General features: G+C 71.2%; 22 protein-coding genes and 1 tRNA gene. 12 read left to right on the top strand and 11 right to left on the bottom strand.

Features of this window, described 5'->3' with window-relative positions:
• Together DMH12_RS24210 and DMH12_RS24205 are read left to right on the top strand one after the other, a co-directional pair.
• On the top strand, positions 1-1,192 hold a 1,192-nt coding region (locus tag DMH12_RS24210), incomplete at its 5' end, for a VCBS repeat-containing protein (protein ID WP_148107542.1).
• A gap of 71 nt (positions 1,193-1,263) precedes the next feature.
• Complete coding sequence (locus DMH12_RS24205) at positions 1,264-2,271, top strand: Yip1 family protein (protein ID WP_125493576.1); 1,008 nt, start codon at positions 1,264-1,266, stop codon at positions 2,269-2,271.
• Positions 2,272-2,354: 83 nt separating this feature from the next.
• Here DMH12_RS24205 and DMH12_RS24200 read toward each other — a convergent pair whose 3' ends face one another.
• Positions 2,355-2,852: a phosphoribosyltransferase gene (locus tag DMH12_RS24200; protein WP_125493575.1), complete on the bottom strand. Its 498-nt coding sequence runs from the start codon at positions 2,850-2,852 to the stop codon at positions 2,355-2,357.
• 25 nt (positions 2,853-2,877) lie between these two features.
• Positions 2,878-3,453: a dCTP deaminase gene (gene dcd, locus DMH12_RS24195; protein ID WP_064728971.1), complete on the bottom strand. Its 576-nt coding sequence runs from the start codon at positions 3,451-3,453 to the stop codon at positions 2,878-2,880.
• Between the two features lie 526 nt (positions 3,454-3,979).
• Here dcd and DMH12_RS24190 point away from each other — a divergent pair.
• Positions 3,980-4,053, top strand: a tRNA-Gly gene (locus DMH12_RS24190).
• Between the two features lie 275 nt (positions 4,054-4,328).
• On the opposite strand, the gene DMH12_RS24180 is transcribed toward DMH12_RS24190, so the two are convergent.
• Genes DMH12_RS24180 through DMH12_RS24170 form a run of 3 tightly spaced genes read right to left on the bottom strand, consistent with a single transcriptional unit; the run spans position 4,329 to position 10,593 of the window.
• Complete coding sequence (locus tag DMH12_RS24180; protein WP_125493574.1) at positions 4,329-5,312, bottom strand: tetratricopeptide repeat protein; 984 nt, start codon at positions 5,310-5,312, stop codon at positions 4,329-4,331.
• A complete protein-coding gene (locus DMH12_RS24175) occupies positions 5,309-9,763 on the bottom strand; it encodes a hypothetical protein (RefSeq protein WP_125493573.1) in 4,455 nt (1,484 codons plus the stop codon). The genes DMH12_RS24180 and DMH12_RS24175 overlap by 4 nt, the downstream gene beginning before the upstream one ends.
• Positions 9,760-10,593 carry a hypothetical protein gene (locus tag DMH12_RS24170; RefSeq protein ID WP_125493572.1) on the bottom strand — a complete coding sequence of 278 codons (834 nt, stop codon included), beginning with the start codon at positions 10,591-10,593 and terminating at the stop codon, positions 9,760-9,762. Before DMH12_RS24170 ends, DMH12_RS24175 begins: the two co-directional genes overlap by 4 nt.
• A gap of 340 nt (positions 10,594-10,933) precedes the next feature.
• On the opposite strand from DMH12_RS24170, the gene DMH12_RS24165 reads away from it, so the two are divergent.
• On the top strand, positions 10,934-11,461 hold the full coding sequence (locus DMH12_RS24165; RefSeq protein ID WP_125493571.1) for a hypothetical protein: 528 nt from the start codon (positions 10,934-10,936) through the stop codon (positions 11,459-11,461).
• Here DMH12_RS24165 and DMH12_RS24160 read toward each other — a convergent pair.
• From DMH12_RS24160 to DMH12_RS24145, 4 genes are all read right to left on the bottom strand, one after another.
• Positions 11,450-12,202, bottom strand: a complete 753-nt coding sequence (locus tag DMH12_RS24160) for a Crp/Fnr family transcriptional regulator (protein ID WP_260474328.1) — start codon at positions 12,200-12,202, stop codon at positions 11,450-11,452. The two genes, DMH12_RS24165 and DMH12_RS24160, sit on opposite strands and share 12 nt — an antisense overlap.
• Positions 12,203-12,517: 315 nt before the next feature.
• Complete coding sequence (locus DMH12_RS24155) at positions 12,518-12,916, bottom strand: PIN domain-containing protein (protein ID WP_125493570.1); 399 nt, start codon at positions 12,914-12,916, stop codon at positions 12,518-12,520.
• Entirely contained in the window at positions 12,913-13,194 is a 282-nt protein-coding gene (locus tag DMH12_RS24150; protein ID WP_125493569.1) for a hypothetical protein, read from the bottom strand. Before DMH12_RS24150 ends, DMH12_RS24155 begins: the two co-directional genes overlap by 4 nt.
• Before the next feature lie 93 nt (positions 13,195-13,287).
• Positions 13,288-13,695, bottom strand: coding sequence for a helix-turn-helix transcriptional regulator (locus DMH12_RS24145; RefSeq protein WP_125493568.1), 408 nt, complete (start codon positions 13,693-13,695; stop codon positions 13,288-13,290).
• A gap of 79 nt (positions 13,696-13,774) precedes the next feature.
• On the opposite strand from DMH12_RS24145, the gene DMH12_RS24140 reads away from it, so the two are divergent.
• The 3 genes from DMH12_RS24140 to DMH12_RS24130 all read left to right on the top strand — a co-directional run bounded on the left by DMH12_RS24140 (position 13,775) and on the right by DMH12_RS24130 (position 15,968).
• Complete coding sequence (locus DMH12_RS24140) at positions 13,775-14,251, top strand: ArsI/CadI family heavy metal resistance metalloenzyme (RefSeq protein ID WP_125493567.1); 477 nt, start codon at positions 13,775-13,777, stop codon at positions 14,249-14,251.
• A 301-nt stretch (positions 14,252-14,552) separates the two neighbouring features.
• Complete coding sequence (locus DMH12_RS24135; protein ID WP_185832500.1) at positions 14,553-15,572, top strand: sporulation protein; 1,020 nt, start codon at positions 14,553-14,555, stop codon at positions 15,570-15,572.
• A gap of 147 nt (positions 15,573-15,719) precedes the next feature.
• Positions 15,720-15,968, top strand: a complete 249-nt coding sequence (locus DMH12_RS24130) for an SCO4226 family nickel-binding protein (protein WP_125493565.1) — start codon at positions 15,720-15,722, stop codon at positions 15,966-15,968.
• Positions 15,969-16,084: 116 nt separating this feature from the next.
• On the opposite strand, the gene DMH12_RS24125 is transcribed toward DMH12_RS24130, so the two are convergent.
• Positions 16,085-16,993 (bottom strand): winged helix-turn-helix transcriptional regulator, encoded by a 909-nt coding sequence (locus DMH12_RS24125; RefSeq protein WP_125493564.1) that lies wholly within the window; start codon positions 16,991-16,993, stop codon positions 16,085-16,087.
• A gap of 127 nt (positions 16,994-17,120) precedes the next feature.
• Here DMH12_RS24125 and DMH12_RS24120 point away from each other — a divergent pair, with 127 nt between their 5' ends.
• The 3 genes from DMH12_RS24120 to DMH12_RS24110 all read left to right on the top strand — a co-directional run bounded on the left by DMH12_RS24120 (position 17,121) and on the right by DMH12_RS24110 (position 20,569).
• A complete protein-coding gene (locus DMH12_RS24120) occupies positions 17,121-18,392 on the top strand; it encodes an MFS transporter (protein WP_125493563.1) in 1,272 nt (423 codons plus the stop codon).
• Between the two features lie 214 nt (positions 18,393-18,606).
• Complete coding sequence (locus DMH12_RS24115; RefSeq protein ID WP_125493562.1) at positions 18,607-18,930, top strand: hypothetical protein; 324 nt, start codon at positions 18,607-18,609, stop codon at positions 18,928-18,930.
• A 94-nt stretch (positions 18,931-19,024) separates the two neighbouring features.
• Positions 19,025-20,569 carry a fused MFS/spermidine synthase gene (locus tag DMH12_RS24110; RefSeq protein WP_125493561.1) on the top strand — a complete coding sequence of 515 codons (1,545 nt, stop codon included), beginning with the start codon at positions 19,025-19,027 and terminating at the stop codon, positions 20,567-20,569.
• Positions 20,570-20,585: 16 nt separating this feature from the next.
• On the opposite strand, the gene DMH12_RS24105 is transcribed toward DMH12_RS24110, so the two are convergent.
• Positions 20,586-21,275, bottom strand: coding sequence for a DUF2848 domain-containing protein (locus tag DMH12_RS24105; RefSeq protein WP_125493560.1), 690 nt, complete (start codon positions 21,273-21,275; stop codon positions 20,586-20,588).
• A 139-nt stretch (positions 21,276-21,414) separates the two neighbouring features.
• Here DMH12_RS24105 and DMH12_RS24100 point away from each other — a divergent pair, with 139 nt between their 5' ends.
• Positions 21,415-22,782: an MFS transporter gene (locus tag DMH12_RS24100; RefSeq protein WP_185832499.1), complete on the top strand. Its 1,368-nt coding sequence runs from the start codon at positions 21,415-21,417 to the stop codon at positions 22,780-22,782.
• Positions 22,783-22,794: 12 nt separating this feature from the next.
• On the top strand, positions 22,795-23,595 hold the full coding sequence (locus DMH12_RS24095; protein WP_125493559.1) for a carbon-nitrogen hydrolase family protein: 801 nt from the start codon (positions 22,795-22,797) through the stop codon (positions 23,593-23,595).
• The last annotated feature ends 108 nt before the right edge of the window (positions 23,596-23,703 follow it).

Here is a 23,703-nt window from a genome sequence, read left to right as displayed (position 1 = left end):
GCCCACCCCCGTACGGGCCGCCCAGGCCCCCGCCACGCTGCCCGTCCCGCGGGGCGACGGCAGCGAGGTCCCCGACGACTTCAACGGCGACGGCCACCGCGACCTCGTCCTCGACGACCTGGTCAAGGCGCAGAGCCACGCCGACGACGCCGGAATCGGCCTCGTCTACGGCTCCGCGCGTGGACTGGTCCCGGGCACCCGGCAGTTGCTCACCCCGGCGAAGTACGCGGCCCCCACGGACGGACAGACACCGGCCGTCTTCGAGGTGGAGGCGACCTGCGACCTCGACGGCGACGGCTTCACCGACCTGGTGGTCACCACCGACCCGCCCTACGACGGCCAGGGCCGCCCACCGGTCCCCCTCCAGCTCCTCTTCGGCTCCCCGACCGGACCGGCCGACCGCGCGGTCCCGCTGAACGTCCCCGACAAGGCCCGCTTCGGCAACGACTGGCCCGAGCGGCCGGTCTGCGGCGACTTCGACGGCGACGGCGCCGAGGACCTGGTCCTGCACGCCTCGGCCGGTCACCTCAGCTATCTGCGCGGCCCCTTCACCCGCAAGGGCGCCCCGCAGAAGGCCGGCGCGCCCGTCCTCTCCCCCGGCGAGGTGCCGACCGGCCCCGCCGCCGACGTGAACCGCGACGGGTACGACGACCTGGTCGTCCGCGCCTCCGCGGGCCCCGGCCCCGCGGCCCTGGTCCTCGGCGGCCCGGCGGGACCCACCCGCACCGGGGCCACCCTCCCCGCCGGCACCGACGTCGCCCTCGGCGCGTTCGGGCGGGGCAAGGCGCTGGACGCGGCGGTGGGCGGCGCGGACGGCACGGCCCTGCGCTTCGACCTGCCCACCCCCCGGCGGGGCACCCTCGACGCCCCCGGCACCCGGCTGGACGCCGCCGACTTCGACGGCGACGGCCTGATGGAGCTGGTCACCGACGACTCCGGCGTACGCGTCCTCCCGGGCCGCGGGACGGGCCCGACGACGCGGGGCGCGGTCACGGTGGCACCCGCCGCCGAGGGGACGACGCGGGTGCTGACGGCGGGCGACTTCGACGGCGACGGCCGGGCGGACCTGGTCGTGCGGACGTACCAGGGCGACACGAAGGACACGGTCGAGGTCCACCGGGGCACGGCCGAGGGGCTGGTGACGACGGAGCCGGCGCCGGCCTTCTCCACGTCGTACTTCCTGACCCCCTAGGGGCCGGACCGGCGAGTCCCCTGATGAGGGCCCCCGCCCCCGCCACAACCCCTCGGGGGCACCCGTAAGGGATGTCACAGCTCGGCCGCAAAGGGTCCCCCGAATGGCCGGGCCCCGCACGTCACTCTCCGGGACCAGGTACGTTCGAAGGCGTGGCTGGATTCAGGATCGGACGCGGCCGGGACAACGGCGCTCCAAACGCGCGACCGCAACGCCCACCGTACGGACAGCAGGCGCCCCAGGGACCGCCGTACGGCGGCCAGGCGGCGCCTCGGCAGCCGTACCCGCAGCAGCCGTACGGGGGTGGCGGACCGGGACCGGGCGGCTCCCCGTGGCCCCAGGCCCACGGCGGCGGCCACGGCGAGCCGGAGTACTTCGGCGACGGCGGCCACCACCCCGGCGGGCACGGCGGACAGGCCCCGTACGACCCGTACGCCGCCAACAACCCGGGCCACACCCAGGCGTTCACGGTCGACGACCCCTACAACCAGGGCGACACCTACCGCGCCGGCTCCGCCCCGGCCCCCGGCCCGATCGGCCCGCGCCTGCACTGGAAGGACCTGCTGAGGGGCGTCGTCCTCGCCCCCAACCAGACCTTCCTCCAGATGCGGGACTACGCGATGTGGGCCCCGGCGCTCATCGTGACGTTCCTCTACGGCCTGCTGGCGGTCTTCGGCTTCGACGGCGCCCGCGAGGAGGCCATCAACGCCACCCTGTCGAACGCGGTCCCGATCGTCCTGACGACGGCCGTGGCGATGGTCCTGAGCGCGTTCGTCCTGGGCGTGGTCACCCACACCCTGGCCCGCCAGCTCGGCGGCGACGGCGCGTGGCAGCCCACGGTCGGCCTCTCCATGCTGATCATGTCCATCACGGACGCCCCGCGCCTGGTCGTCGCCCTGTTCGCGGGCGGCGACGCGCCCTTCGTCCAGATCCTGGGCTGGGCCACCTGGATCGCGGCCGGCGCCCTGCTGACCCTGATGGTCACCCGCTCCCACGACCTGCCCTGGCCGAAGGCGCTGGGCGCGTCGGCGATCCAGCTCATCGCGCTGCTGTCGATCGTGAAGCTGGGCACGTTCTAGTCGCTCCGCCCGCGTGCGTGAGGAGGGCCCCCGGCATCATGCCAGGGGCCCTCCTCACGCAGTCACTCCTCCTCGACGGCCTGTCAGGCGTCGAGCACCTGCCCGGACCGCCGGACGACCGGGGGTTCGACGGACCACGGGAAGTTGATCCATTCGTCGGTCCGCTTCCACACGTACTCGCACTGGACGAGCGAGTGCGACTTCTCATAGATCACCGCGCTGCGGACCTCGGCGACGGTGTCGAGGCAGAAGTCCCGCACCAGCTTGAGCGTCTTGCCGGTGTCGGCGACGTCGTCGGTGATCAGGACCTTCTTGTCGGAGAAGTCGATGACGTTGGGGACGGGCGCGAGCATGACGGGCATGTCGAGCGTGGTCCCGACGCCCGTGTAGAACTCCACGTTCACGAGGTGGATGTTCTTGCAGTCCAGCGCGTAGGCCAGCCCGCCCGCCACGAAGACGCCACCGCGGGCGATGGAGAGCACTATGTCCGGCTCGTACCCGTCGTCCGCGATCGTCTGAGCGAGTTCGCGCACGGCGACGCCGAACTGCTCGTAGGTCAGATTCTCCCGAACATCACTCATGCGCGCGTCCTGCTCATACCTGGGTTCATACCTGGGTCCGATGGAAGTTGAGGAAGGAGCGGGAGGCGGTCGGCCCCCGCTGCCCCTGGTAACGGGACCCGTACCGCTCGCTCCCGTACGGGTGCTCGGCCGGCGACGTGAGCCGGAACATGCAGAGCTGCCCGATCTTCATCCCCGGCCACAGCTTGATGGGCAGGGTCGCGAGATTGCTCAGCTCGAGCGTCACGTGCCCGGAGAACCCCGGGTCGATGAACCCGGCGGTGGAGTGCGTGACGAGGCCGAGCCGCCCGAGCGAGCTCTTCCCCTCCAGCCGCGAGGCGAGATCATCGGGCAGCGAGACGACCTCGTACGTACTGGCCAGCACGAACTCGCCGGGATGCAGGATGAACGGCTCGTCGCCCTCCGGCTCCACGAGCCGGGTCAGATCCACCTGCTCCACGGAGGGGTCGATGTGCGGGTACCGGTGGTTCTCGAACACCCGGAAGTAGCGGTCGAGGCGCACGTCGATGCTCGACGGCTGCACCATGGAGTCGTCGAAGGGATCGATCCGCACCCGCCCGGAGTCGATCTCGGCCCGGATGTCCTTGTCTGAGAGAAGCACGCACCGAGGATACGCAAGGCGCGCGGAGCTGCGACAACCGCCGCCGCACCGCGCGCCCGATCCTGCCCGGGGCAGCCCCCGGGATGCCCTGCTACCGCTCCTGCGAACCCACCGGCACGGCACTCCGCAGCCGCGCACACCGCGGACATCGGACGAGCCTGCCGGGGCCGAGTCGCTCGGCCTGCTGCATCGGGAACGAGGCGGCGGTGAACACGTGCCCATCGGCACAGCGGACGACGGTGGTGCGCTCCATCAAGTCCTTCAAGTCCCTTCCCCAAGAGCCGCGTCTGGCTGTCTACCCTGACGACAAAAGCCACAGTACGGGATGAAAGAGACGACTCTCCAGGCGGCACTCCGCCCTCACGCACACCCTCTCCAACGCCCCCACCGTACGCGCCAACTCGTCCCGCCCGCAGCCGCATCCCACCCACCGCAACGACCGGCGGCCCCGCGGCGGGAACACCGGGGGCCGGCGATGGGGTAGAGTGACCGAGCGTCCAGGCACCGACCGCGGTCGGCGTCTTACGCGGGTGTAGTTTAATGGTAGAACATCAGCTTCCCAAGCTGAGAGCGCGAGTTCGATTCTCGTCACCCGCTCCATGCGAAACCCCCAGGTCAAGGTCCCGGGGGTTCTCTTTTCCTAGACCGGTGCTCGGGGTGCGCACCACAACCCGCACCAGGTCATCGAGCCCTGAGGCCACCTTGCGCTGCCACTCCTCGTCGAAGCGCTGATAGATCAACGCGGGCTTCTCGGAGAAGTGTCCGGCGCGAACCATCGTGCCAGCCCCGTGGGCCGCGCCGGCCTGGCAACTGCCGCGTCCACGAGGAGCGTGGGCGGTTCCATGGCGCGCACGGCGCCGTGCGCGTCGAAGCGGTCAGAAATCCGGGTGGGAGATGCCCTCTACTTCATCGGCTTCCCCGTTACGCCCGAGTGCGCGGAGGTTCTCCACCAGGCGACTGCGGGCCTGTGCTGTCCTTGAGTGCGCCTTTCCGGCCAGGCTCGCGAATCTCGTCAGCAAGTCCGCGTTGATGGCGCGTGCCCGCTCGTACTCGCCGAGCTCGTGCAGGGTCTTGGCGATGCCCACCTCCGCGTCGAGCGTCTCAAGGGAGTTCTCCCCCGACACCCGTCCGTACCATCGGCGGACGTCCTGGTACAGCGTCAGCGCCCTCTCGTGCTCCCCGAGCTTGCGCAGGCAGGCCGCGAGGTTGAACGTGGCCAGCATCGTCGTCCGGTGATCCCTGCCGAGTCGTCGCTCACATCTCCGTACGGTGTCTCTGTACAGATGGAACGCCGCAGAGTACTCCTCGAGTTGGCCGAGGCACGCGCCTATGTTGCAGGCCGCGAGGAGGGTGTCGGGATGGTCGTCGCCGAATTTCCCGGACCGTAGTCGAAAGATCTTTTCGAAGACCGGCTGGGCCCTTTTCGCGTCGCGCTCCGCATGCAGGCACGCGGCAAGTCGTTCAGCGGCCTGGAGCGTGTCCATGTGCGACTCTCCCATCCGCGCTTCCCACTCGCTGTAGATGATCTCCGCCAACCGGGCGCCGGTCTTGGTGCCGTCGGCGGCGTAGAGGTAGCGGAGGACGCGGATCAGCAAGGACCGGAAGTCCTGCGATTCGCTGCTCGGGACATTGACCTCCCTCAGACAGGCGAGGAGGGTCTGCACGTCGGTCGTGATCAGTTCGTACGACGTCCAGGAACGCGGATTGTCAGGGTCGAGGTCGGGCAACGCCGCGAGCCGGTCGCGGGCGGCTCGGCACACCGCGGCCAGTCCGGCCGGGTCCACCGCGGTATCCGTGCGGAACAGCTCCAGGACGTCCGCGTGCGCCCTCACCACCACAGGGTCGATGGGATGCGTCATGCCGCCGGCCTCCTGTCCCCGGGGCCGCCGGCGAGTCGCGCCTGCCGGACGCCGTCCACGACATCAGGTGCCATGCCCTCGGGGGAGGTGCAGGCAAGCCCCCGGGCGATGGCCGCGCCGAGGACGGCCACCGCGTCGGCGCCCAGCTCGCCGATCAGTGCGTCCGCCGCGTGTTCCAGCATGGACATGGCGTAGGACCAGTCCGAAGAGGTGACGTCGTAGAACGTGCGCATCGCGACCGACGGTGCACGCTCCAGCAGAACGGGAAACAGTCGTGCCACGACGTCGTGGGGGATCCAGGTCTCGCCAGCCCAGGCGAGCTTGCAACGTTCGGTCTCGTGCAGGACAGCGACAGGATCCACCAGGTCGCCGAGGACCGGCGATTGCGCCAGGATGGCCAGTGTGTCCAGGCCGATCGCGGAACCGTCACGGGTTCTCGCGATGACCTCCGCGGCCAGCTCACGAAGTTCGTGCCGGTTCTCCGGCCTGGCCTCCCCGGCGAAGGCGAGCAGTCCGGCCGCCGCCGGCAGTGGGCCGTCGTCGAGCATCCCCCTCAGCCGACGGGTGAAGGCGGGGCTGAGCGGGGCTCCGGGGGCGGGAGTCACGAGGTCCACGGCCGCGGTGTAGACCGGGTCGTCCATGCGTACTCGCGGCGCGCGGAAGCGGTACCCGGGCACCTCACGGGCGATCCGGTACTCGTGGTACGCCGCCGCGGCCAGCACAATTTTGGCCATCGCGTCGCCCTGGCCCAGGTCCCGTTCCGGGCTGAGGTTCTGCACATGGATGTCCCCGGTTCCCCGAAGCGGAGGCTTGTTGTCCATCACGCCGGCGGCATACACCTCGGATGCCCACAGAACCACTGAATGCACCCGGGTGCGGGTCAGGTAGGGCAGCGCGTCGATGGCCCGCCAGTCCTGCTCCCGGCATCCCAGGGCGAGCAGGGCGAGCTCGAAGCGGACCCGGTGGTCAGGACGTACGTATGCCCATGCTTCGCCGTCCGTGTCGTCTCCGAGGGCGGAGGTCCACCGGTAGCACGGTAGTTCACTGAGCGCGCGATCGATTTCCCTGGAGAACAAGTCCGCCACAGGTGTGTGAGGGCCGGTGCCGTCGGGGTCGTGTGCCACCCGGTGCAGTTCCGCGAAGCCGATGGCCCGCTCCCCGGGATCCGCGATCGAGCTGACGAAGGCGAAGGACCGTGGGAGATCTCGGCGCGCCAACCGCCCCGCGAACCGGCGTACCACTCTGGCCATGCTGCTGTGCGCGCCGAGCTCGACGTCGCGGACGACATCGGCCGGATCGCGATAGAAGTGTCCTTGCGCGCGAGCCGCCCAGTGATTGCTCATATTGAACTCGGCCAGCATGCCGTCGATGTTCAACTGGGCCAGACGGTTCCCGGAGTCACGTTCATGCGACGCGGATGACGAAGTCATGAAGTACTGGCCATAGCCGCCACCCCCGCTGAGCGGTGCGGGGTACTCCGCACCCCCCAGCACCTCCTCCAGGATGGCGACGGCAGGCCCATTCTGACCTCGGGCAACGTGAAGGTGGGCGATTCCGGCAAGGAGCGAATGGCGGTCCGTGCCAAAGACCTCCTGGGACGGACCCGCGGTTGCGGCGCGGTGACGCCACCACCAGTCGTCACTCCAGGTGGTCTGGGTTATGCCCCTGGCCATCTGCGTTGCCCGCCCGAGGTCGTACTCGGCCATTCGCTGCACCACTTCGATCAGCTGGTTGTCGCGCTCCCGGCTGAACGTCGTGTGCGCGTCCGGATCCGCGGACGGCCCGGGGATGGCGGCATGCTCACGTTCCAGGAGCCGCAGTGCCTCGGCTCGGCCTGCCTGCCCCATCGCCTTCATGGCGGCGAACTTCCTCCACTCGTCCTGGGTCGCCGCGAGGGACGGTGCCACAAGAGTCCGCGCACGCTCCGGCTCCCCCCAGCCAACCCACAGCCGAGCACCGTCGCGAGCGACCCAGTAGTCGGGAGAGCAGGTGTCCAAACGGGCCAGCAGGAAGCGAGCCGTCATCCGGTCCACGTTCTCCAACACGTCAGCAGCCTTGACCAGTTGGGCGGCGAGGTCCTTTGCTCCTCCGGCTGCGAAGAGCTGCGCGCGCACCTCGGCGAGGAACCGCCGGCTGGTGTCCGGATCGTGTGCCGCCCATGTGGCCGCCAGTCGTGCCAGCCCCAGGGCGCGGGCCGCCGGTCCAGCAGTCTCCAGGGACTTCTCGGCCTCCCGCAGCAGTTGGACGGTACTTGCGGGGTCGGCGCGCTCCGCCGCGTCCAGATAGTCCCCCCAGCGCTCCCCGCTGATCTTGCCGATGAGGGTGCGGGCTCCGTCCACATCCTGCTCGGCGGCCGCGGCGGCGCGATAAACGGCATCCGGCTCCCCCGCCAGACGGCCCGATCGCGGCGATCTCTCCTGTCCCCACCGCCACAACCGCACCGCGCGATCGTGATCGTGTGATGCCAGCAGTCGTGCGGTCGCCTCGATCGCACGGTCCGCCTCGGCGTTGGGATTGATGGGGTAGCTGCTGGTCGGAACCGCGAGCGCGGACTCGACGAGCAGGTCCAGCAGTTCATCGGTCGAGGGCGAGTCGGGCCCGGGATGCGCGTACTGAAGGATCTCCGCGAACGCCGTGACCTGCCACAGCGACGGCGTGATCGCGACCGCGTGCTCCAGCGCCTCCTTGACGCGCCCCATCCGAGCGAGCAGCCCGATCACCCGTGGCGGCAGCACATTGCTGGACTGCGCCGCCTGGTGACGTACGACTCCGAGGTACGTCATCGCGGGCAGCCCGGTGGCAACGGTGGCGCCGTCGGCGACATGCTGAGCGACGCTGTCGACAAGTTCGAGAAATCGGCGCTCGGCCCCGAACTCGCTTCTGACGGCGCTGCGCAGACCGGGGCAGACCATGTCGATGACCCCGGCGGACAGGCGCGGCCCGGCCTTCAGGACGTGGGCGGCAAGATGGGCGAGGCCGTAGTGGTCCACCTGTAACCAGTCCAGGTCCGCCCAGTTCGGCGCGGTGCCCCGGTAGTGGTGGGCGATCTGCTCGTGCCATCTGGTCTCGTCGACCCAGCACTCCGGGTGTTTCTCGCGGGCTTCCTGTCCGGCGAGGAACTCGTTGACCGAGGCGTGGAAGAAGGCGATACGGTCACTTCGGCGGTCCAGCAGCCAGCGCAGGCTCGACAGGACCTTCTGTGCGGGTTCTTCCTGTACAGGCGTACCGGACAGGGCGGTGAGCTGGTCCTCTGTCAGGGCCTCTCGCGCCACGGTGAGGACGCCGATGATCGGCAGTCCCACACCTTCCCAGCCGCCCGGCTCCCCGGTCCCGGGCGTCCTTGGCCATGGCCTGAGTTCCTCGCGGACCAACTCCACGAAGAACCCGTACAGCCCGGGCAGACGGCCCGGTACGCCGTTGAAGACGAGCAGCCTGTCGACCATCTCGTCGTCCTGTTCCTCGGCGGCGTCGGTCAGCGCCCGCGCGTAGGTGGCCAGGTACAGGAAGTTTCCGGCGGCCCTGCGGACGGCTTGCCGCTTGATGCTGCCCGGTAGGTTGCCTCTGGCCCGTTCGGCGGCGAGGACGGCGGGACGCTCCAGGACGCGGTCCGCGTACGTGCGGAGGTCGCCCACGACCTGAGGTGAGACGGGGTCGATGACCACGTCGGTGAGCCGGTCCTCCCGGGCGGACCGGAACAGCCGGAGCCCGGCGTGGGGCCGGGAGGTCATGACCACCTTGACGTTGGCCGGGAGTTCGGGGGAACGGGCCAGCCAGTGCAGGACCCTCTTCCTCGGCTCCGTCGTGTCGTCGTCGGCGATCTCGTCCAGCGCGTCGAGCAGGATGACGATCCTGGCCTCGGGGTCCTGTTCGGCCAGCACCTGCGCGGGTCCGATCAGCGCCAGGTGGGCCAGGTTGTCGGGGTCGAGGAGACGGGGCTCCAGATGGGCCGTGCCGATCTCAACGCCGGTGGCCGTACCCGCCACGTCGCCGATGCGCTGCTGGACCTCCAGGGTGGCGGTGCGGTGGAAGGGGGAGACCCTCAAGTCGTCGATCTTGATGCCGATGACCCGGCCCTGTGCCTCCACGGAGTCGATGTGCTGCTGGACGACGACCGAGAGGCGTTCCGGCTCGAAGAGTTCCGGGCGCTCCCGGGCAAGCTGGTGTCCGATGCTCAGCAGGAACGACTCGGTGTCGCCGCCGGTGACCGCGGTCCGGCTGTCCCTTCGGAAGAAGTAGCGGAGCCGGTCGGGGTGGTCCCGCGCGATGCCGGCGAGCAGGCTGGTCTTGCCCGCTCCCGGCTCGCCCGTCACCTGAACGTACTGGCCCTCGTCCGACTTCAGCGCCTGCTCGATCTCGTCGTACAGCCACCGGCGCTCGACGAAATCCTTCTCCGTACGGGCCAGAACCACGTCCTCGAAGGCGCGGCTGGGTCGGCGGGCGTCGGCGGTCACAGCTCCCCTCCGGGGGTGGTCTGCCTGAATCCGGTCACTGTCGCGCCGCGGCCCACGCGCCCGGTCTTGACGACGGCCTCGAAGTCGCCCGCCCGGTCCGTGTCCACCCCGGTCACGTTCGCCTCCTGCCCCAGGGCGCCCACGTCCACGTTGGCCCGCGCCACGTTCGCGGCGCGCCGCACGCCCTCCAGCACGGAGGGACTCAGGTCCACCTGCCGCACATCGGCGCCCGGCACCCAGATCCAGGCCGCCCCCCGGTACTCCTTCTCCTCGACCGGCACTTCCCGGAACTCGTTCTCCCGGATGGTGGTGTACGCCTTCCCCTGTACGACGTCGCGGAAGACGGTCGCCGACAGTCCGACCGCGAGCGTGGCCTGCGGCAACTGGTCCAGGGCGGCGCGCAGGGGCGCGCAGTCACGGATGCGGCCGAGCTCGACCGGGGCGCTGCCGGCGAAGCCGTTCGCGGACGGCGAGGTCTCGCCGAAGTGGACGGCCGCCCTGAGCCTGAGCCACGCCCGCGGCTCCCGCCCGATATTGAAGGCCCGCAGGCCGGCCTCCAGACGCCGCATGAAGGCGTCGACCAGGGCGGGCTCCGAGGCACCCTCGGGCAGGACCGCGAACAGCGAGTCCCCGCCCTCCTGTGTCAGCCATTCCTCGCGGGCCAACCCGGCGCTTTCGGCCGCCAGTTCCAGCAACTGCACGATCGCCTTCTGGAACTCGTGCTGCCTGACCGTGTCGGCACTGCCGTATCCCTTCGCGTCGACAGACAGCAGCAGTCTGCGCGCGAAGCCGCCCGCACCGCCCGGCCCGTTCTCACCGTTCGTCGCCATGACACCTCTCGGTACACGTACTTCGGGGTTGATTTCCGTGTCTCCATTCAACCCGCCGCGAAGCAACGGTGTTGCTCTACAACGGGCCGGCGCACGCTTCCCCGTCGCATGCGCCGGTCATGCAGTCGTACCTCCGGGATGCCGGTGAGGACCCCGTACTTCCACGTGGTTCGGCGTGGTTTCACGGAATGGGTGGGACGCGTGACCACTCGTGCGGCCCGAGGCTGTGCGGGTGTCCCGAGAACCCGTAGAAGTGGCTGGTCCGGCCGGGAGCGATCTCCCTTACTGGGCTGAGCACGTCCAGTGCACCGCACACCACCGTCGATCGGAGGAGTCCTCCATGGCGCCGACCGGGCAGACCGCCGGGAGCCACCACCCCGCGCATCACATGTTCATGGCACTGCACACCACCCATCAGCACGCGGACACGAAGGCCGGCGTCCTGGCCGCGGCGCAGGTGGCGCTTGGCGGTACGGCCGGAGTGTGGAGTCCGCGGGCGGTGCTCGTCTGGGACCGGGGCGGCGCGGCCGGGGTGTTCGCGGGGGCGCTGCTGGCGGTGTTCGTGTGCGGCCTGATCGGCGGCGTCGTGAGCGTGGCGGCCTCGCTGCGGCCGCGTGTACTGAGAGACCCGGACGTCAACCGGTACAGCTTCGTTCACCTGGCGTCGGGGCCCGACATCCTGCCGCCCGTCGACAGCGGGCGACCGGAGGAGGAGGCCGCGAATCGCCGGGAGTTGTCGCGCACCGTACGGTTCCTCGCCCTGGTCGCGGTGCACAAGTACCGTTGGCTGACCGGGGCGGTGTCGTGCACGGCCGTCATGGGGGCGAGCGCGGGGATGAGCGTGGCCTTGCTGCCGCTACTGGTCTGACGTCGTCGAGTCGGCCGCGGCCGGGCGCGCGCCGGGTGCGCGAGTGGTCCGGAGCTCCGCGAGTCGTTCCAGCTCGGGGAGGTGCCGGATGGTGATGGCGCCATAGCCGGTCTCCAACAGGCCCTCCTCGCGCAGGTCACGCAGTACTTTGTGAATCGTCGTCTCGGCTGCGCCAACCATCGTCGCCAGCTCCGGCTGCGTCAGCCGACAGCCGATCACCGCACCGTCGGCCCGCGGTGAACCGTAGAACTCGGCGAGTTCCACCAGCAGGCGGGCCAGCCGCACCTTCGCCGGATACCCTCGGAAGTCCAGCCGCCGCCGGTTCGCCCAGCGCAGCCGGTCGGCCACCATGCCGGTCAGGGCCATGGAGATCGCGGGGCGGCGCTCCAGCAGCCCCCGCAGTTCACCGCTCTTCCACACGCGGGCGGTCAGCGGCCCGCAAGCGGTGACCGTCGCCGAGCGCGGGGCGCCGCTCATGGCCGCCATCTCGCCCACCGTGTCCCCGGCGGCCCTGACCGCGAGCAGTGAGGTCTCACCGTTCTCCACGGTGGCCATGACCTTGGCAAAACCGGACACCAGCAGAAAGACGTGCTGGTGGGTGTCACCCTCTCTCAGCAGCACCGCGCCCACGTCGAACCGGACCTCGGTCCCCAGTTCGAGCAGCTCCCGCCGCGCCGGGGGCGACAGCTCCCCCAGCAGACTGCGCGCGGGCCACGCGTCGGACCCGATCGGCTCTGGCACCGGTGTCTCCCTGTCTCCGTCCGCGTCCGGGCGTGGCCGCCCGGCCATCATCGTGCCGGTTGGGGCAGCCCTGTGGAACAGGACCGGGGTGAAAGGGTGGGGCCTGCGAGGCGTTCGACAACGCGCCTATGGATTAGGTCTGCTCTGCCTCAGGCCAGCCGACGCTGACGTATCCCCGGTACTGCACTCATGACAGGTGAGTGCGTCCTGATCAGGTCCGAGGGCTTCGGGACCGCGGCGTCCTACCTCCGCGCGCCGTCTCCGCGACAGAGAAGGGAGGCATAGGAGAGCACGTCTTGCCAGCGGTTGCGCGGCTCAGACCTTTTCGGCGCTCACGCGTGGATGCCCGGCAGTGAGCGTCCCGACGTCTTCTACGTCGGAAGTCAGGATCGTCAGCCGGCCGGGATGCTGCAGGGCGGTCGCGCACAGCATGGCGTCGATGGCGTATTTGTGGCCGTGCAGTCCCGCTGCCCGCAGCAAGGCGGCAGCGGATTGCGCGACGGCTTGGGTCACCGGCTCGACGCTCAGGCGGGACAGGGTCCACTTCAGTGCGGCGTCGTTGATCTTCGGATGGATCACCTCGACCAACACGGCCGCCGAGGTGATCACGGGCAGATCCGCGTCGCGAGCCGCCGTCAGCCACTCGTGGATTTCCCGATCCCGGTGTACGGCCTTCGCCAGGCCCTCGCTGTCGAGGACCAGGACACCGCTCACGCGGCCTCCCCGGTGTTCGTGGCGCCTCCGGTCAGCCGGGCACGCTTGGCCGCCACGGCCTCGGAATCGGCCGGACCGTGCACCTTGTCGAAGTCTGCGATCAGCTCGTCCAGATTGTCGCGTTCGATCTGCCGCTGGGCCGCCTTCTCCAGGTAAGCCGAGACACCTCGCTTGCCGACCCGCTCACGGATGGCCTGCAGGGTTCCGGCGGTCAAGGTGACGGAGATACCGCTGGTGGGGCCGTCGCCGGGCGGGAAGTCAACGTCGTCGTCAGTCACACTCCGAGTATGCCATTCGAAATAGCACAGCGGGTGGAAAGCGGCACGGCCCACGAACGACGGACGCTACGCACCGATCAGGCGCAGCAGTACTCACGAAGCAGCGCCGGCCGGCGCGCCGCGGTCGGGCAGAGGCTCGCCCGTGGGGCGGGTCAGGATGCTCGCCAGTCGGTCGGTCACCTCCGGGACCAGCCAGTAGTAGACCCACGTGCCGCGCCGTTCGCAGTCGATGAGACCTGCCTGCCGCAGCAGCTTCAGGTAGTGCGAGATCGTCGGCTGGGACAGATCGAAAGCCGGCGTCAGGTCACAGACGCACACCTCACCGCCCGCCCGTGAGGCGATGATCGACAGCAGCCGCAGCCGCACCGGGTCGCCCAGCGCCTTGAACACCTTCGCCAGTTCCGAGGCCTGGCCCTCGCCCAGGGGAGCAGTCGTCAACCCGGGGCAGCAGGCCCCGGCCTCGTCGGTCTGACCGAGCACCACCAGCTCTTGATTCGACATGCTTCTATGTTGACATTCTTCGATTCAGGGCGCAACGTTGTATCGACTGACATCGAAACAAGTGGATGGGAGCCCTGTCATGTCCCGCGCTCAGCTCGCCCTGCGTGTCAGTGACCTGGAAGCGTCGATCACCTTCTACTCGAAGCTGTTCGGCACCGAACCGGCCAAGCGGCGCGAGGGCTACGCCAACTTCGCCATCACCGAGCCCGCGCTCAAGCTCGTCCTCATCGAGGGCGAGCCCGGCGAGGAAACCCGACTGGACCACCTCGGCGTCGAGGTCGAGTCCACCGACCAGGTCTCCGCGGCCACGACCCGCCTCAAGGACGCCGGCCTGGCCACCTTCGAGGAGAACGACACCTCCTGCTGCTACGCCCTCCAGGACAAGGTGTGGGTGCACGGCCCCGGCAAGGAGCCCTGGGAGGTCTACGTCGTGAAGGCCGACGCCGACACCCTCGACAAGGGCGCCGACCACGCCGCCGGCGACGGCTGCTGCACCAGCCGGGCCGCCGAGGAGGCGCCGAGCGCCGCGGGGTGCGCCTGCGGCTGGACCATGTGAGGAACGCGTGAGAACGGGCCCCGGCCACGGTCGGGACCTGCTCGCGCCGGTGCGCCCCGCGACACTCACAGGCCGGTCGCGGGCCCGGTCGGCTCAGGAGCGTCTTTCGGCCTTTTCGTGCGGGGCCGGCCGGGGCGCGCCTCCCGACTGCCGGACCGACTCTATGCTTCTACGTGTTTGTAGAAACAAGCCCAGAAGCGGGCCCTCGGCAGGCGGACAGGTTTCGCCCGCGCACATCCTTCCGGTGGCCGGACGGCGCCGCCTCACGACACACAAGCACTCTTAAGGAGTGAACGCCACGATGGTGTTCAAGCGGCTTCTCAGCTCCCTCGGCGTGGGCGCTCCCACGGTCGACACGGTTCTCCAGCCGGAGCCCGTCCTGCCCGGCGGCACGCTGGCCGGACAGGTCCATCTCAAGGGAGGACAGGCCGACTTCGACATCGAGCACATCACACTCGAGCTCGTGGCCAGGGTCGAGGCGGAGCACGAGGACGGGGAGGGCGAGGGCGTCGTCGCCTTCGACCGGTTCACCGTCGGCGGCGGCTTCCGGCTCGGGGCGGAGGCAGCGCACGCTGTGCCCTTCCGCGTCATGCTGCCCTGGGAGACCCCGATCACCGAGCTGTACGGACAGCCGCTGGGCATCGTGCTCGGCGTGCGCACCGAGCTGGCGGTCGCGGGTGCCAAGGACAAGGGCGACCTCGACCGTCTCACCGTCACGGCCCTGCCGGTCCAGGAAGCCGTCCTGGAAGCCTTCGGACAGCTCGGCTTCGGCTTCAAGTCGGCCGACCTGGAGTACGGGCACATCGGAGGAACGGGCCAGCAGCTGTCCTTCTACCAGGAGCTCGAGCTGACTCCGGCACCCCAGTACGCGCACCGGCTCAACGAGATCGAAGTGACCTTCCTGGCCGGGCCCGGCGGGCTCGAAGTGGTTCTGGAGGCCGACAAGCGCGGTGGGTTCCTCTCCCCCGGCCAGGACGCCGTCACCCGCTTCGCCGTGGGCCATCACGACGTCCGCGACTGGACGGCCGAGGTGGACGGCTGGGTTCGGCAGCTCGTCGAGCACCGTGCGACGTACGGGGACCGGACCGCGGCGTACGGACCCGGCACCCCGTACGCCGACCACGGCCACGGCCACGACCACGGCCACGCAGGTCATCACCACGGAGACCGCCACCGCTCGGGTCCCGGCATGGGCACGGCCGTCGCAGCCGGGGCGGCCGGGCTCGCGGTCGGGGTGGTCGGGGGCATGGTCGCCGCGGAAGTCGTCGACGAGGTCGGTGACTTCTTCGAGGGCGACGACGGAGGAGAGGGCGAGGACTGAGGGCCGGCGCCTGCCCGAGGGCGGAGGCCCTCACCGGTCACCTGTTCCGCGAGTCGCCCGTCGCGACCCGCGGGTGCAGCATGGAAGGAGGGGCGGTCTGGCGGTGCCGGTTCCCGGTGCCGTCACGGGACCGGAGGAGTGGGAGCGATGACGAAGTTCATGGACGTGCACCACGGCATGAAGGGGATCACGAGCGATCAGTTCCTGGCCGCCCACAACGCCGACCTGGCGGTGCAGGGCGACGAAGGCGTGCACTTCGAGCAGGCATGGGCCGACCCGGATTCCGGCACCGTGTGGTGCCTGTCCGAAGGGCCCTCGGCGGAGGCGGTCCAGCGGACCCACGAGCGGGCGGGCCACACCGCCGACGAGATCTACCCGGTGTCACTCATGCTGTAGCGAGGGTCCGTCGGCGCCTCTGCGAGCCGTGTCCGCGCGGTGTCGTGCAGGGGCGGGTCGCGCACGCGGGCCGGTGACGGTCGCGCAGGCAGGCCGGTGACGGGGGCCACGCGCCCTCAAGGGTGTGACTCGCCCGCCGCCCGGCTCTCCGCCGCCACCCGTCCCGCCACCTCCAGGGCCTCGCGCACCGCACCCGGGATGTCCGTCACCGGGAAGCGGGCCAGGCGCACCACGCGTTCGCGGTCCACCACCAGTACCGCCCGCTTCAGTCGCAGCGTCTGCCCCGCGCGGAAGACGGGGAGCCGCAGAGCGGCGGCGAGGCGCAGGTCGACGTCCGAGAGCAGGGTGAAGGGGATGCCCTCCTCGACCGCGAACACCCGCTGCTCGTCCGGGCGTTGCGTGCTCACGCCGCGCACCTCGGCGCCCGCCGCGCGGAAGTCGTCGTAGGCGTCCCGGAACAGGCGGTTCTCCAGCGTGCAGCCGATGGCGCCCGGGATGTCGGCCCAGCCGTCCGGCAACGGGCCCGGGCGGCCGGTCGCCGGGTAGCAGAAGAGGACGGTGGCCGTGGCCTCGGCCACCGGGTCCAGTGGGCCGCCGTCCCGGTGTCCCGGCAGTTCGAGGCGGGGCAGTCGGTCGCCCAGCAGGTCCGACATCCTCCGTGCTTCGGCGCTCTCCTCGTCGGCCGTGCCGCTCAGCGAGCCGTCGCCGAGCAGCCACCGGTCCGCCCAGTCCTGCATCGAGAGCAGCACCGGCAGCAGGCCGAGACCGCTCTGCGTCAGCCGGTACTCGTACCGCACCGGGCCGCTCTGGTACGGCACCTTCTCCAGGATCTCGGCCTCCACCAGGTGCGCGAGACGCTCGGTCAGCACCTTGCGGGAGATCCCCAACTCCTCCTGGAGCGCGTCGAAACGATGGTGCCCGCGTGCGGTCTCCCGCACCAGGAGCAGGCTCCACCAGTCGCCGACCACCGCCGCCGCCTGTGCGATCGCACAGGCGGCGTCCCGCTCGGGCACCGACCTGACCATGGCTCCCCTGTCCTCCGGATACGGCTCCAGTTCTGGAAACCATCTTGCGCCCTCAAGTCAGTTCCGGATAGGAACTCAGTCACAGCAGTAAGTTCCCATAAGAGACTCACTGGAGGGCGGGCGTCGCATGAGCGAGACACCGGCGAGCGAGACACCGACGGTCCCGAAGTACGATCGCCGCGGGACGGGCCACGGGCCCTCGCCCTCGGCCGTCTTCTGGCGCTACTGGGCCGCCGCCACCGTCAGCAGTGCCGGAACCGCCGTCACCGCCCTCGCGCTCCCCCTGGTCGCCCTCTCGGTCCTCGACGCCACCGCGCTCCAGGCCGCCCTGCTCGCCGCCGCCGGACAGATCTCCTGGCTACTGCTCAGCCTCCCGGCCGGGGTGATCGCCCAGCGCCTCCCGCTCCGCCGTCTCCAAGTGACCCTCGATCTCGTACGGTTCGCCGCCGTCGGATCCCTCCCGCTCGCGTGGTGGCTCGACCGGCTCAGCTACCCGCACCTGTTTCTCGCCGCCCTGGCCACCGGTGCCGCGACCGTACTCTTCGACATCGGCAACTCGACGTTTCTGCCCGCCATCGTCCCGGAGCGGCAACTCGCCGCCCGCAACAGCCTGATGTCCGGCACGCACGCCGTCACCGAGACCGGCGGGCCCTCCGGGGGCGGCCTCCTCGTGCAGGCCGCGGGCCCGGTCGGGGCGCTCCTCGTGGACGCCGCCAGCTACCTGCTCTCCGCCGCGCTGCTGCGCACCCTCCCCGAGCGCCGTCCCGCCCCCCGCACCGGCGACGGTGTCGGCCGGCTGATCCGCGAGGGCTGGACGTACGTGACGCGGCACCCGGTGATGCTGCCCTGCATGCTCTGGGCCACCGCCACCAACTTCGTCTGCGCCGCCCTGGTCGCCCTGACACCGCTGTACCTGGTCCGGGAGGCCGGGCTGACCCCCGCACAACTCGGCCTGGTGCTGGCCATGGACGGAGTCGGGGGACTCGCGGGGGCCACCGCGGCGGTCCGGCTGACCCGGCGGTTCGGCACCGCCCGGGGCCTCGTCGGGACCGCGCTGGCCGGCGGCGCCGCCGCCCTGCTGGCCCCGCTGACCACCACCGGCGCCGACGCGTACTGGTTCGCCCTGGGCAACGCCGGCTTCGCCTTCGGGGTCGCCATCGGGTCGATCACCACCCGCACCTACCGCCAGACCGCGTCCCCGCCCGAACTCCTCTCCCGCGTCATGGCCACCGTCCGCTTCGTCTCCTGGGGCGCCCAGCCCCTCGGCGCCCTCACCGCCGGCCTGCTCGCCACGTACGCCGGGACGCACGCGGCCCTGTGGACGGTGTGCGCGGCCGCGCTCCTGCCGCCGCTGTACCTGCTCACGGTCCCGGTGGGCCGCCGCCGGGACTTCGTCTGACGCAACGCAGCCCTGGAGCCGGCGGGTCCCTCGTCCGGCATCGCACCCCTGCGTGGAGGCAGGGGCGGCTGCCGCGCGCTTTCCGTGAGGCGGGCGCACCATGAAAGCCAGCAGAACGAGGAGGCGCGTCATGAGCGGAAGGCGCCGTGCTGGAGAACCACAGTGGGGACCGAGCGCCCCACAAGACCCGAGGCTGCCGCGGGAGGACCGGCCGGTGCCGCCAGCGGGTTCACCTCCCGGGAGCCCGTACCAAGTCCAGCCCGGCGCCGCGCCGAAGAAGCGGCGCCGCGTCTTTCTCTGGGTCTTCCTGGCCGTTCAGGTCCTGTTCCTGATCTGGGTGATCTCGGGCGCGGCGAGCGGGAGCGGAACACCGGCGGAGTGCCGGGGCCGGACAGGCGACGACCTCGCGCTGTGCGAGGACGCGGGCGACGTCGGAACCACCATCGGTGTGGGACTCGTCATCGCCCTGTGGGCTGCGGCCGACATCATCCTCGGCATCACCTACTTCGTGTTCCGGCTTGCCGGTCGGCGCACCTGAGCCGGAGCGTCATCAGGGGCGGGCCAGAGCCCCGAGGGCCCTCTGCCAACTCGTCGTCGCCTTCACCGTCGAGAGCCGGGGGTCGCGTGGGAAGATGTCGCCCGTGACCGATTCGTCGCCCTTAGTCGCCGCCGAAGGCAAGGCGCGCGTGCGTGGGTTGGGGGCCCGTGCGGCCGTCGCGCTCGTGTTCGGGTCCTCCGCCGCCGTGCTCGTGGTCGAGATCGTTGCCCTGCGGCTGCTGGCGCCCTATCTCGGGCTGACTCTCGAGACCAGCACCATGGTGATCGGCATCGCCCTCACGGCGATCGCCGTCGGGTCGTGGCTCGGGGGAAAGATCGCCGATCAGGTCGATCCACGGAGGCTGCTCGGGCCCTCGCTCGGGGTGTCGGGTGCGGTCGTGGGGCTCACCCCCGCCGTGCTGCGCACCACCGCGGAGTGGGCGCCGACGGCGCTGCTGTTCATCGCGTCGCTGACCATCCTCGTGCCGGGCGCGCTGCTGTCCGCGGTGACGCCGATGGTGACGAAGCTGCGGCTCACCAGCCTCGCCGAGACCGGGACGGTCGTCGGACGGCTGTCGGGCGTCGGCACCGTAGGGGCCATCTTCGGGACCGTCCTCACCGGCTTCGTCCTCGTGTCGCGGCTGCCGGTCAGCGGCATCCTGATCGGGCTCGGCACGCTGCTGGTGGCCGGATCGGCGGTGGTCGAGTGGCGCACGCGCGGGTGGAGCGGTGCGCCCGCCCTGGCCCTCGTGGTCGTCGCCGGGGGTCTCGCCACCGCGGTCGCGCCCGGTGGCTGCGACGCCGAGACCCGGTACCACTGCGCGCGGGTGGTCGCGGATCCCGAGCGGGACGGCGGGCGCACGCTGGTCCTGGACGGTGTGCGGCACTCCTACGTCGACGTCGGCGATCCGACGTTCCTGGAGTTCGCGTACGTGCGCGCCATCGCGTCCGTGGTCGACTCCGCGTTCCCCGAGGGTGAGCCGCTCGCCGCCCATCACCTGGGCGGTGGCGGGCTCACCCTTCCCCGGTACCTCGCCGCCACGCGGCCCGGGACGCGCAGCCTCGTCTCCGAGATCGACAGCGGCGTCGTACGGATCGACCGGGAGCGGCTCGGTCTCGGGTCGGCCGCCGGTGTCGACGTGCGGGTCGAGGACGGGCGGCTCGGTCTGCGGCGCCTGGACGCGGGCAGTCGGGACCTCGTCGTCGGCGACGCCTTCGGGGGCGTCAGCGTGCCGTGGCACCTCACCACGGTGGAGGCGATGACCGACGTACGGCGGGCGCTGCGGGAGGGCGGGCTGTACGTCGCCAATCTCATCGACCACGGGGGACTGGACTTCGCGCGTGCCGAAGTCGCCACCCTCGGCGAGGTCTTCGAGCACGTCGCACTCGTCGGCGAACCCGTCGACATCGGCCTCGACCCGGGCACCGGGCCCGACGGCGGCAACCTGGTCGTGCTCGCCTCCGACCGGCCCGTCGACCTGCCCGCGGCTCAGCGGGCGCTCGACGCCCGGCGGACCGGCTGGAAGATCGCCGGTGGCGACCGGGTCACCTCCTGGACCGGCGACGCCCGACCGCTCACCGACGACTACGCGCCCGTCGACCAGCTCCTCCAGCCGGCCGCCACGCGGCGCGGCCCGTGACGCGGGGCCGGTGCGCTCAGCCGATGGGTGCCGGCATGGGCTGGACGTCGTACTGAAGGCGGATCGTGTCCCCGGTGGCGGGGTCGGCCAGCTCCACGGTCCAGCCGTCGGCGAACTGGTCGACGCCGGGCGTCATGGGGATGGTGCCGGAGATCAGGACGGTGCCGGGCGTGAGCCCGCCGCGTGAGCGCAGGACGTCGATCCAGTAGGCGGGGGCGAGGAGTTCCGCCAGGGTGCCGTGCTGGATCTCCGTCGACGTGTCGCCGTGGGTGACCCAGGCGCGCAGGGTGAGGTCGTCGAGGCGGGACTCCACGTCGGCCAGGCGCCAGGCGCGGCGGGCCAGGACGTCGGGGCCGGCGTTCTTGCTCCAGGCCACGCCGTGCACCTCCAGGTCGCGGTCGGTGTGGTCGCAGGCGGCGGTCAGCAGCAGCTCCCCGTCGTCCGCCACGACCAGCGCCCACTCCGCCTCGCCCGAGGTGTGCCCGTGCTGCGCCTGGACCCGGTCGGTCTGCTGGGCGAGGTAGGGGGAGACGGGGTAGAGGGCGGGTGTCACGGACGGGCCGGGCACGCCCAGCTCGGCCAGTTCCGCGACGTGTGCGGCGACGTCCTCCTGGCTGCGTCCGGCGTACCCGGCGTTGAGGACCTGGACGACGTCGACCTCGCGCGTCGATCCGTCGGGCAGTTCGAAGGTCAGCAGCACGGCCATGAAGGCACTCCCAGAGTTCGGGTCCATTGAGCGGGTCCGCGGTGAATCTCTCGCGCAAAGGGTTGCGCATACGACCTGTATACAAGAAGTATGCCGAGAGGTCGATGTCCCCCGACGTCCCCGAGCGAGGATGGGAACCATGCGCGACACCCCGAAGGACGACACGAAGGACGGCACCACGCCGCCCGCGCGGCACTCCGGCGTCCGCCGGGCCTTCGTCGCGAGCCTGACCGGCACGGCGCTGGAGTGGTACGACTTCGCCGTCTACTCCGCCGCGGCCGCCCTGGTCTTCGGCGACCTCTTCTTCCCGTCGGAGGACCCGCTCACCGGCACGCTCCTGGCCTTCTCCACCTACGCGGTCGGCTACGTGTCACGCCCGCTGGGCGGGTTCGTCTTCGGCCGGCTCGGTGACGTGATCGGCCGCAAGAAGGTGCTGATCGCCACGCTGGTGCTCATCGGCGCGGCGACGTTCCTGATCGGCGTACTGCCCGCGTACTCGACGGCCGGCGTGGCCGCCCCGATCGCGCTGGTCGTGCTGCGCTTCGCGCAGGGCGTCGGCGTCGGCGGCGAGTGGGGCGGTGCCGTACTGCTGTCCAGCGAGTTCGGGGACCCGCGCCGCCGCGGCTTCTACGCCTCCGCCGCCCAGGTGGGCCCACCGGCCGGAAACCTGCTGGCCAACGGCGTGCTGGCGGCCCTCGGCGCGCTGCTGACCGAGGCGCAGTTCGAGTCGTGGGGCTGGCGCGTGGCGTTCCTGTTCTCGGGCGTCCTCGTCGCGTTCGGGCTGTGGATCCGGGCGAAGCTGGAGGAGACCCCGGTGTTCAAGGCGATGGAGGCCGAGCAGTCCCGGCCCCAGGCGCCGGTCCGCGAGGTCTTCACCACCCAGCCCCGCGCCCTGCTGGCCGCGATCCTGTGCCGCGTGGGCCCCGACGTGCTGTACGCCATGTTCACCGTCTTCGTCCTCACGTACGCCACCGAGGAACTGGGCATGTCACGCGGCTCCGCCCTCGCGGCCGTGCTCATCGGCTCCTCGATCCAGGTCTTCCTCATGCCGCTGGCCGGCGCGCTCTCCGACCGGGTCAACCGCCGTCTGCTGTACGGCGTCGCCACGGTGGCCGCCGGTGTGTGGCCCTTCGTGTTCTTCCCGATGATCGGCGGCGGCACCTGGCTGCCGCTCGCCACGGGGGTCGTCGTGGGCCTGGTGATCCACTGCTGCCTGTACGGCCCGCAGGCCGCCTTCATCACCGAGCAGTTCGCGCCCCACCTGCGCTCGACCGGCTCGTCCCTGGCCTACACCCTGGCCGGGATCATCGGCGGTGCGGTCGCCCCGCTGCTGTTCACCAGCCTGCTGAGCGCGTACGGCACGTGGGCGCCGCTGGCCGTGTACATCGCCCTCGCCTCGGCCGTCACCCTCGTCGGCGTCCGGCTGGGGCGCGACCCCGACGCCGCCCTCGACGAGGACGCCGCCCTCGCGGCGCCGAAGGCGGACACCGTCCCCACCCGCATCTGAGGAGGAAGCACCGTGCGCATCGCCCTGAGCCAGCTCACCACCGGCCCCGACCCCGAGAGGAATCTCCTGCTCGTCGAGGAGTGGACCCGGCGGGCGGCGGACGCCGGAGCCCGTGCCGTCGTCTTCCCGGAGGCGACGATGGCCTGCTTCGGCACCCCGCTGGCACCGCTCGCCGAGCCGCTGGACGGGCCGTGGGCCGACGGCGTCCGGCGGATCGCCGCCGCCACCGGCACGGTCGTCGTGGCCGGCATGTTCACCCCGGCCGCCGGGGGGCGGGTGGCCAACACCCTGCTCGCCACCGGTGCCGGGGTCGAGGCCTCCTATGACAAGGTCCATCTGTACGACGCCTTCGGATTCCGTGAGTCCGACACGGTCGCCGCGGGGTCGGCCACGACGGTCATCGACGTGGACGGCGTACGGCTGGGGCTCGCCACCTGCTACGACATCCGCTTCCCGGAGCTGTTCCGGGCGCACGCCGACGCCGGGGCCGTCGCCACGCTGCTGGGCGCCTCCTGGGGTGCGGGGCCGGGCAAGCGGGACCAGTGGGAGCTGCTGGCGCGGGCCCGCGCGCTGGACGCCACCGTGTGGCTGGCCGCCGTGGACCAGGCGGATCCCGGCACGGACGCCGGAGCGGGCTCAGCGCCGACCGGGATCGGGCACAGTCGCGTCGTCGGACCCGACGGGACCGTACGGCACGCGCTGGGCGCCGGGCCCGAGCTGCTGGTGGCCGACCTGGACGTGGACGAGGTCGCCGCGGTCCGGCAGCGGCTCTCCGTGCTGGCGAACCGGCGTCCCGAGGTGTGGGGGCGGTGAACAGCGCCCCTCGCCCCCGTCGGGGGAGGATGAGGGCGGTGGAGGCTTCGGCGGCTCGGCGTCGGCCTGGGTAGGGGCCGGGGCCGGGGGCCCGAGGGAGCCGAGGGG

Source organism: Streptomyces sp. WAC 04229 (assembly GCF_003947455.1).
Taxonomy (GTDB): Bacteria; Actinomycetota; Actinomycetes; order Streptomycetales; family Streptomycetaceae; genus Streptomyces.
The sequence above is the reverse complement of the archived record's forward strand: the minus strand, read 5'-3'. Positions and strand labels throughout refer to the sequence as shown.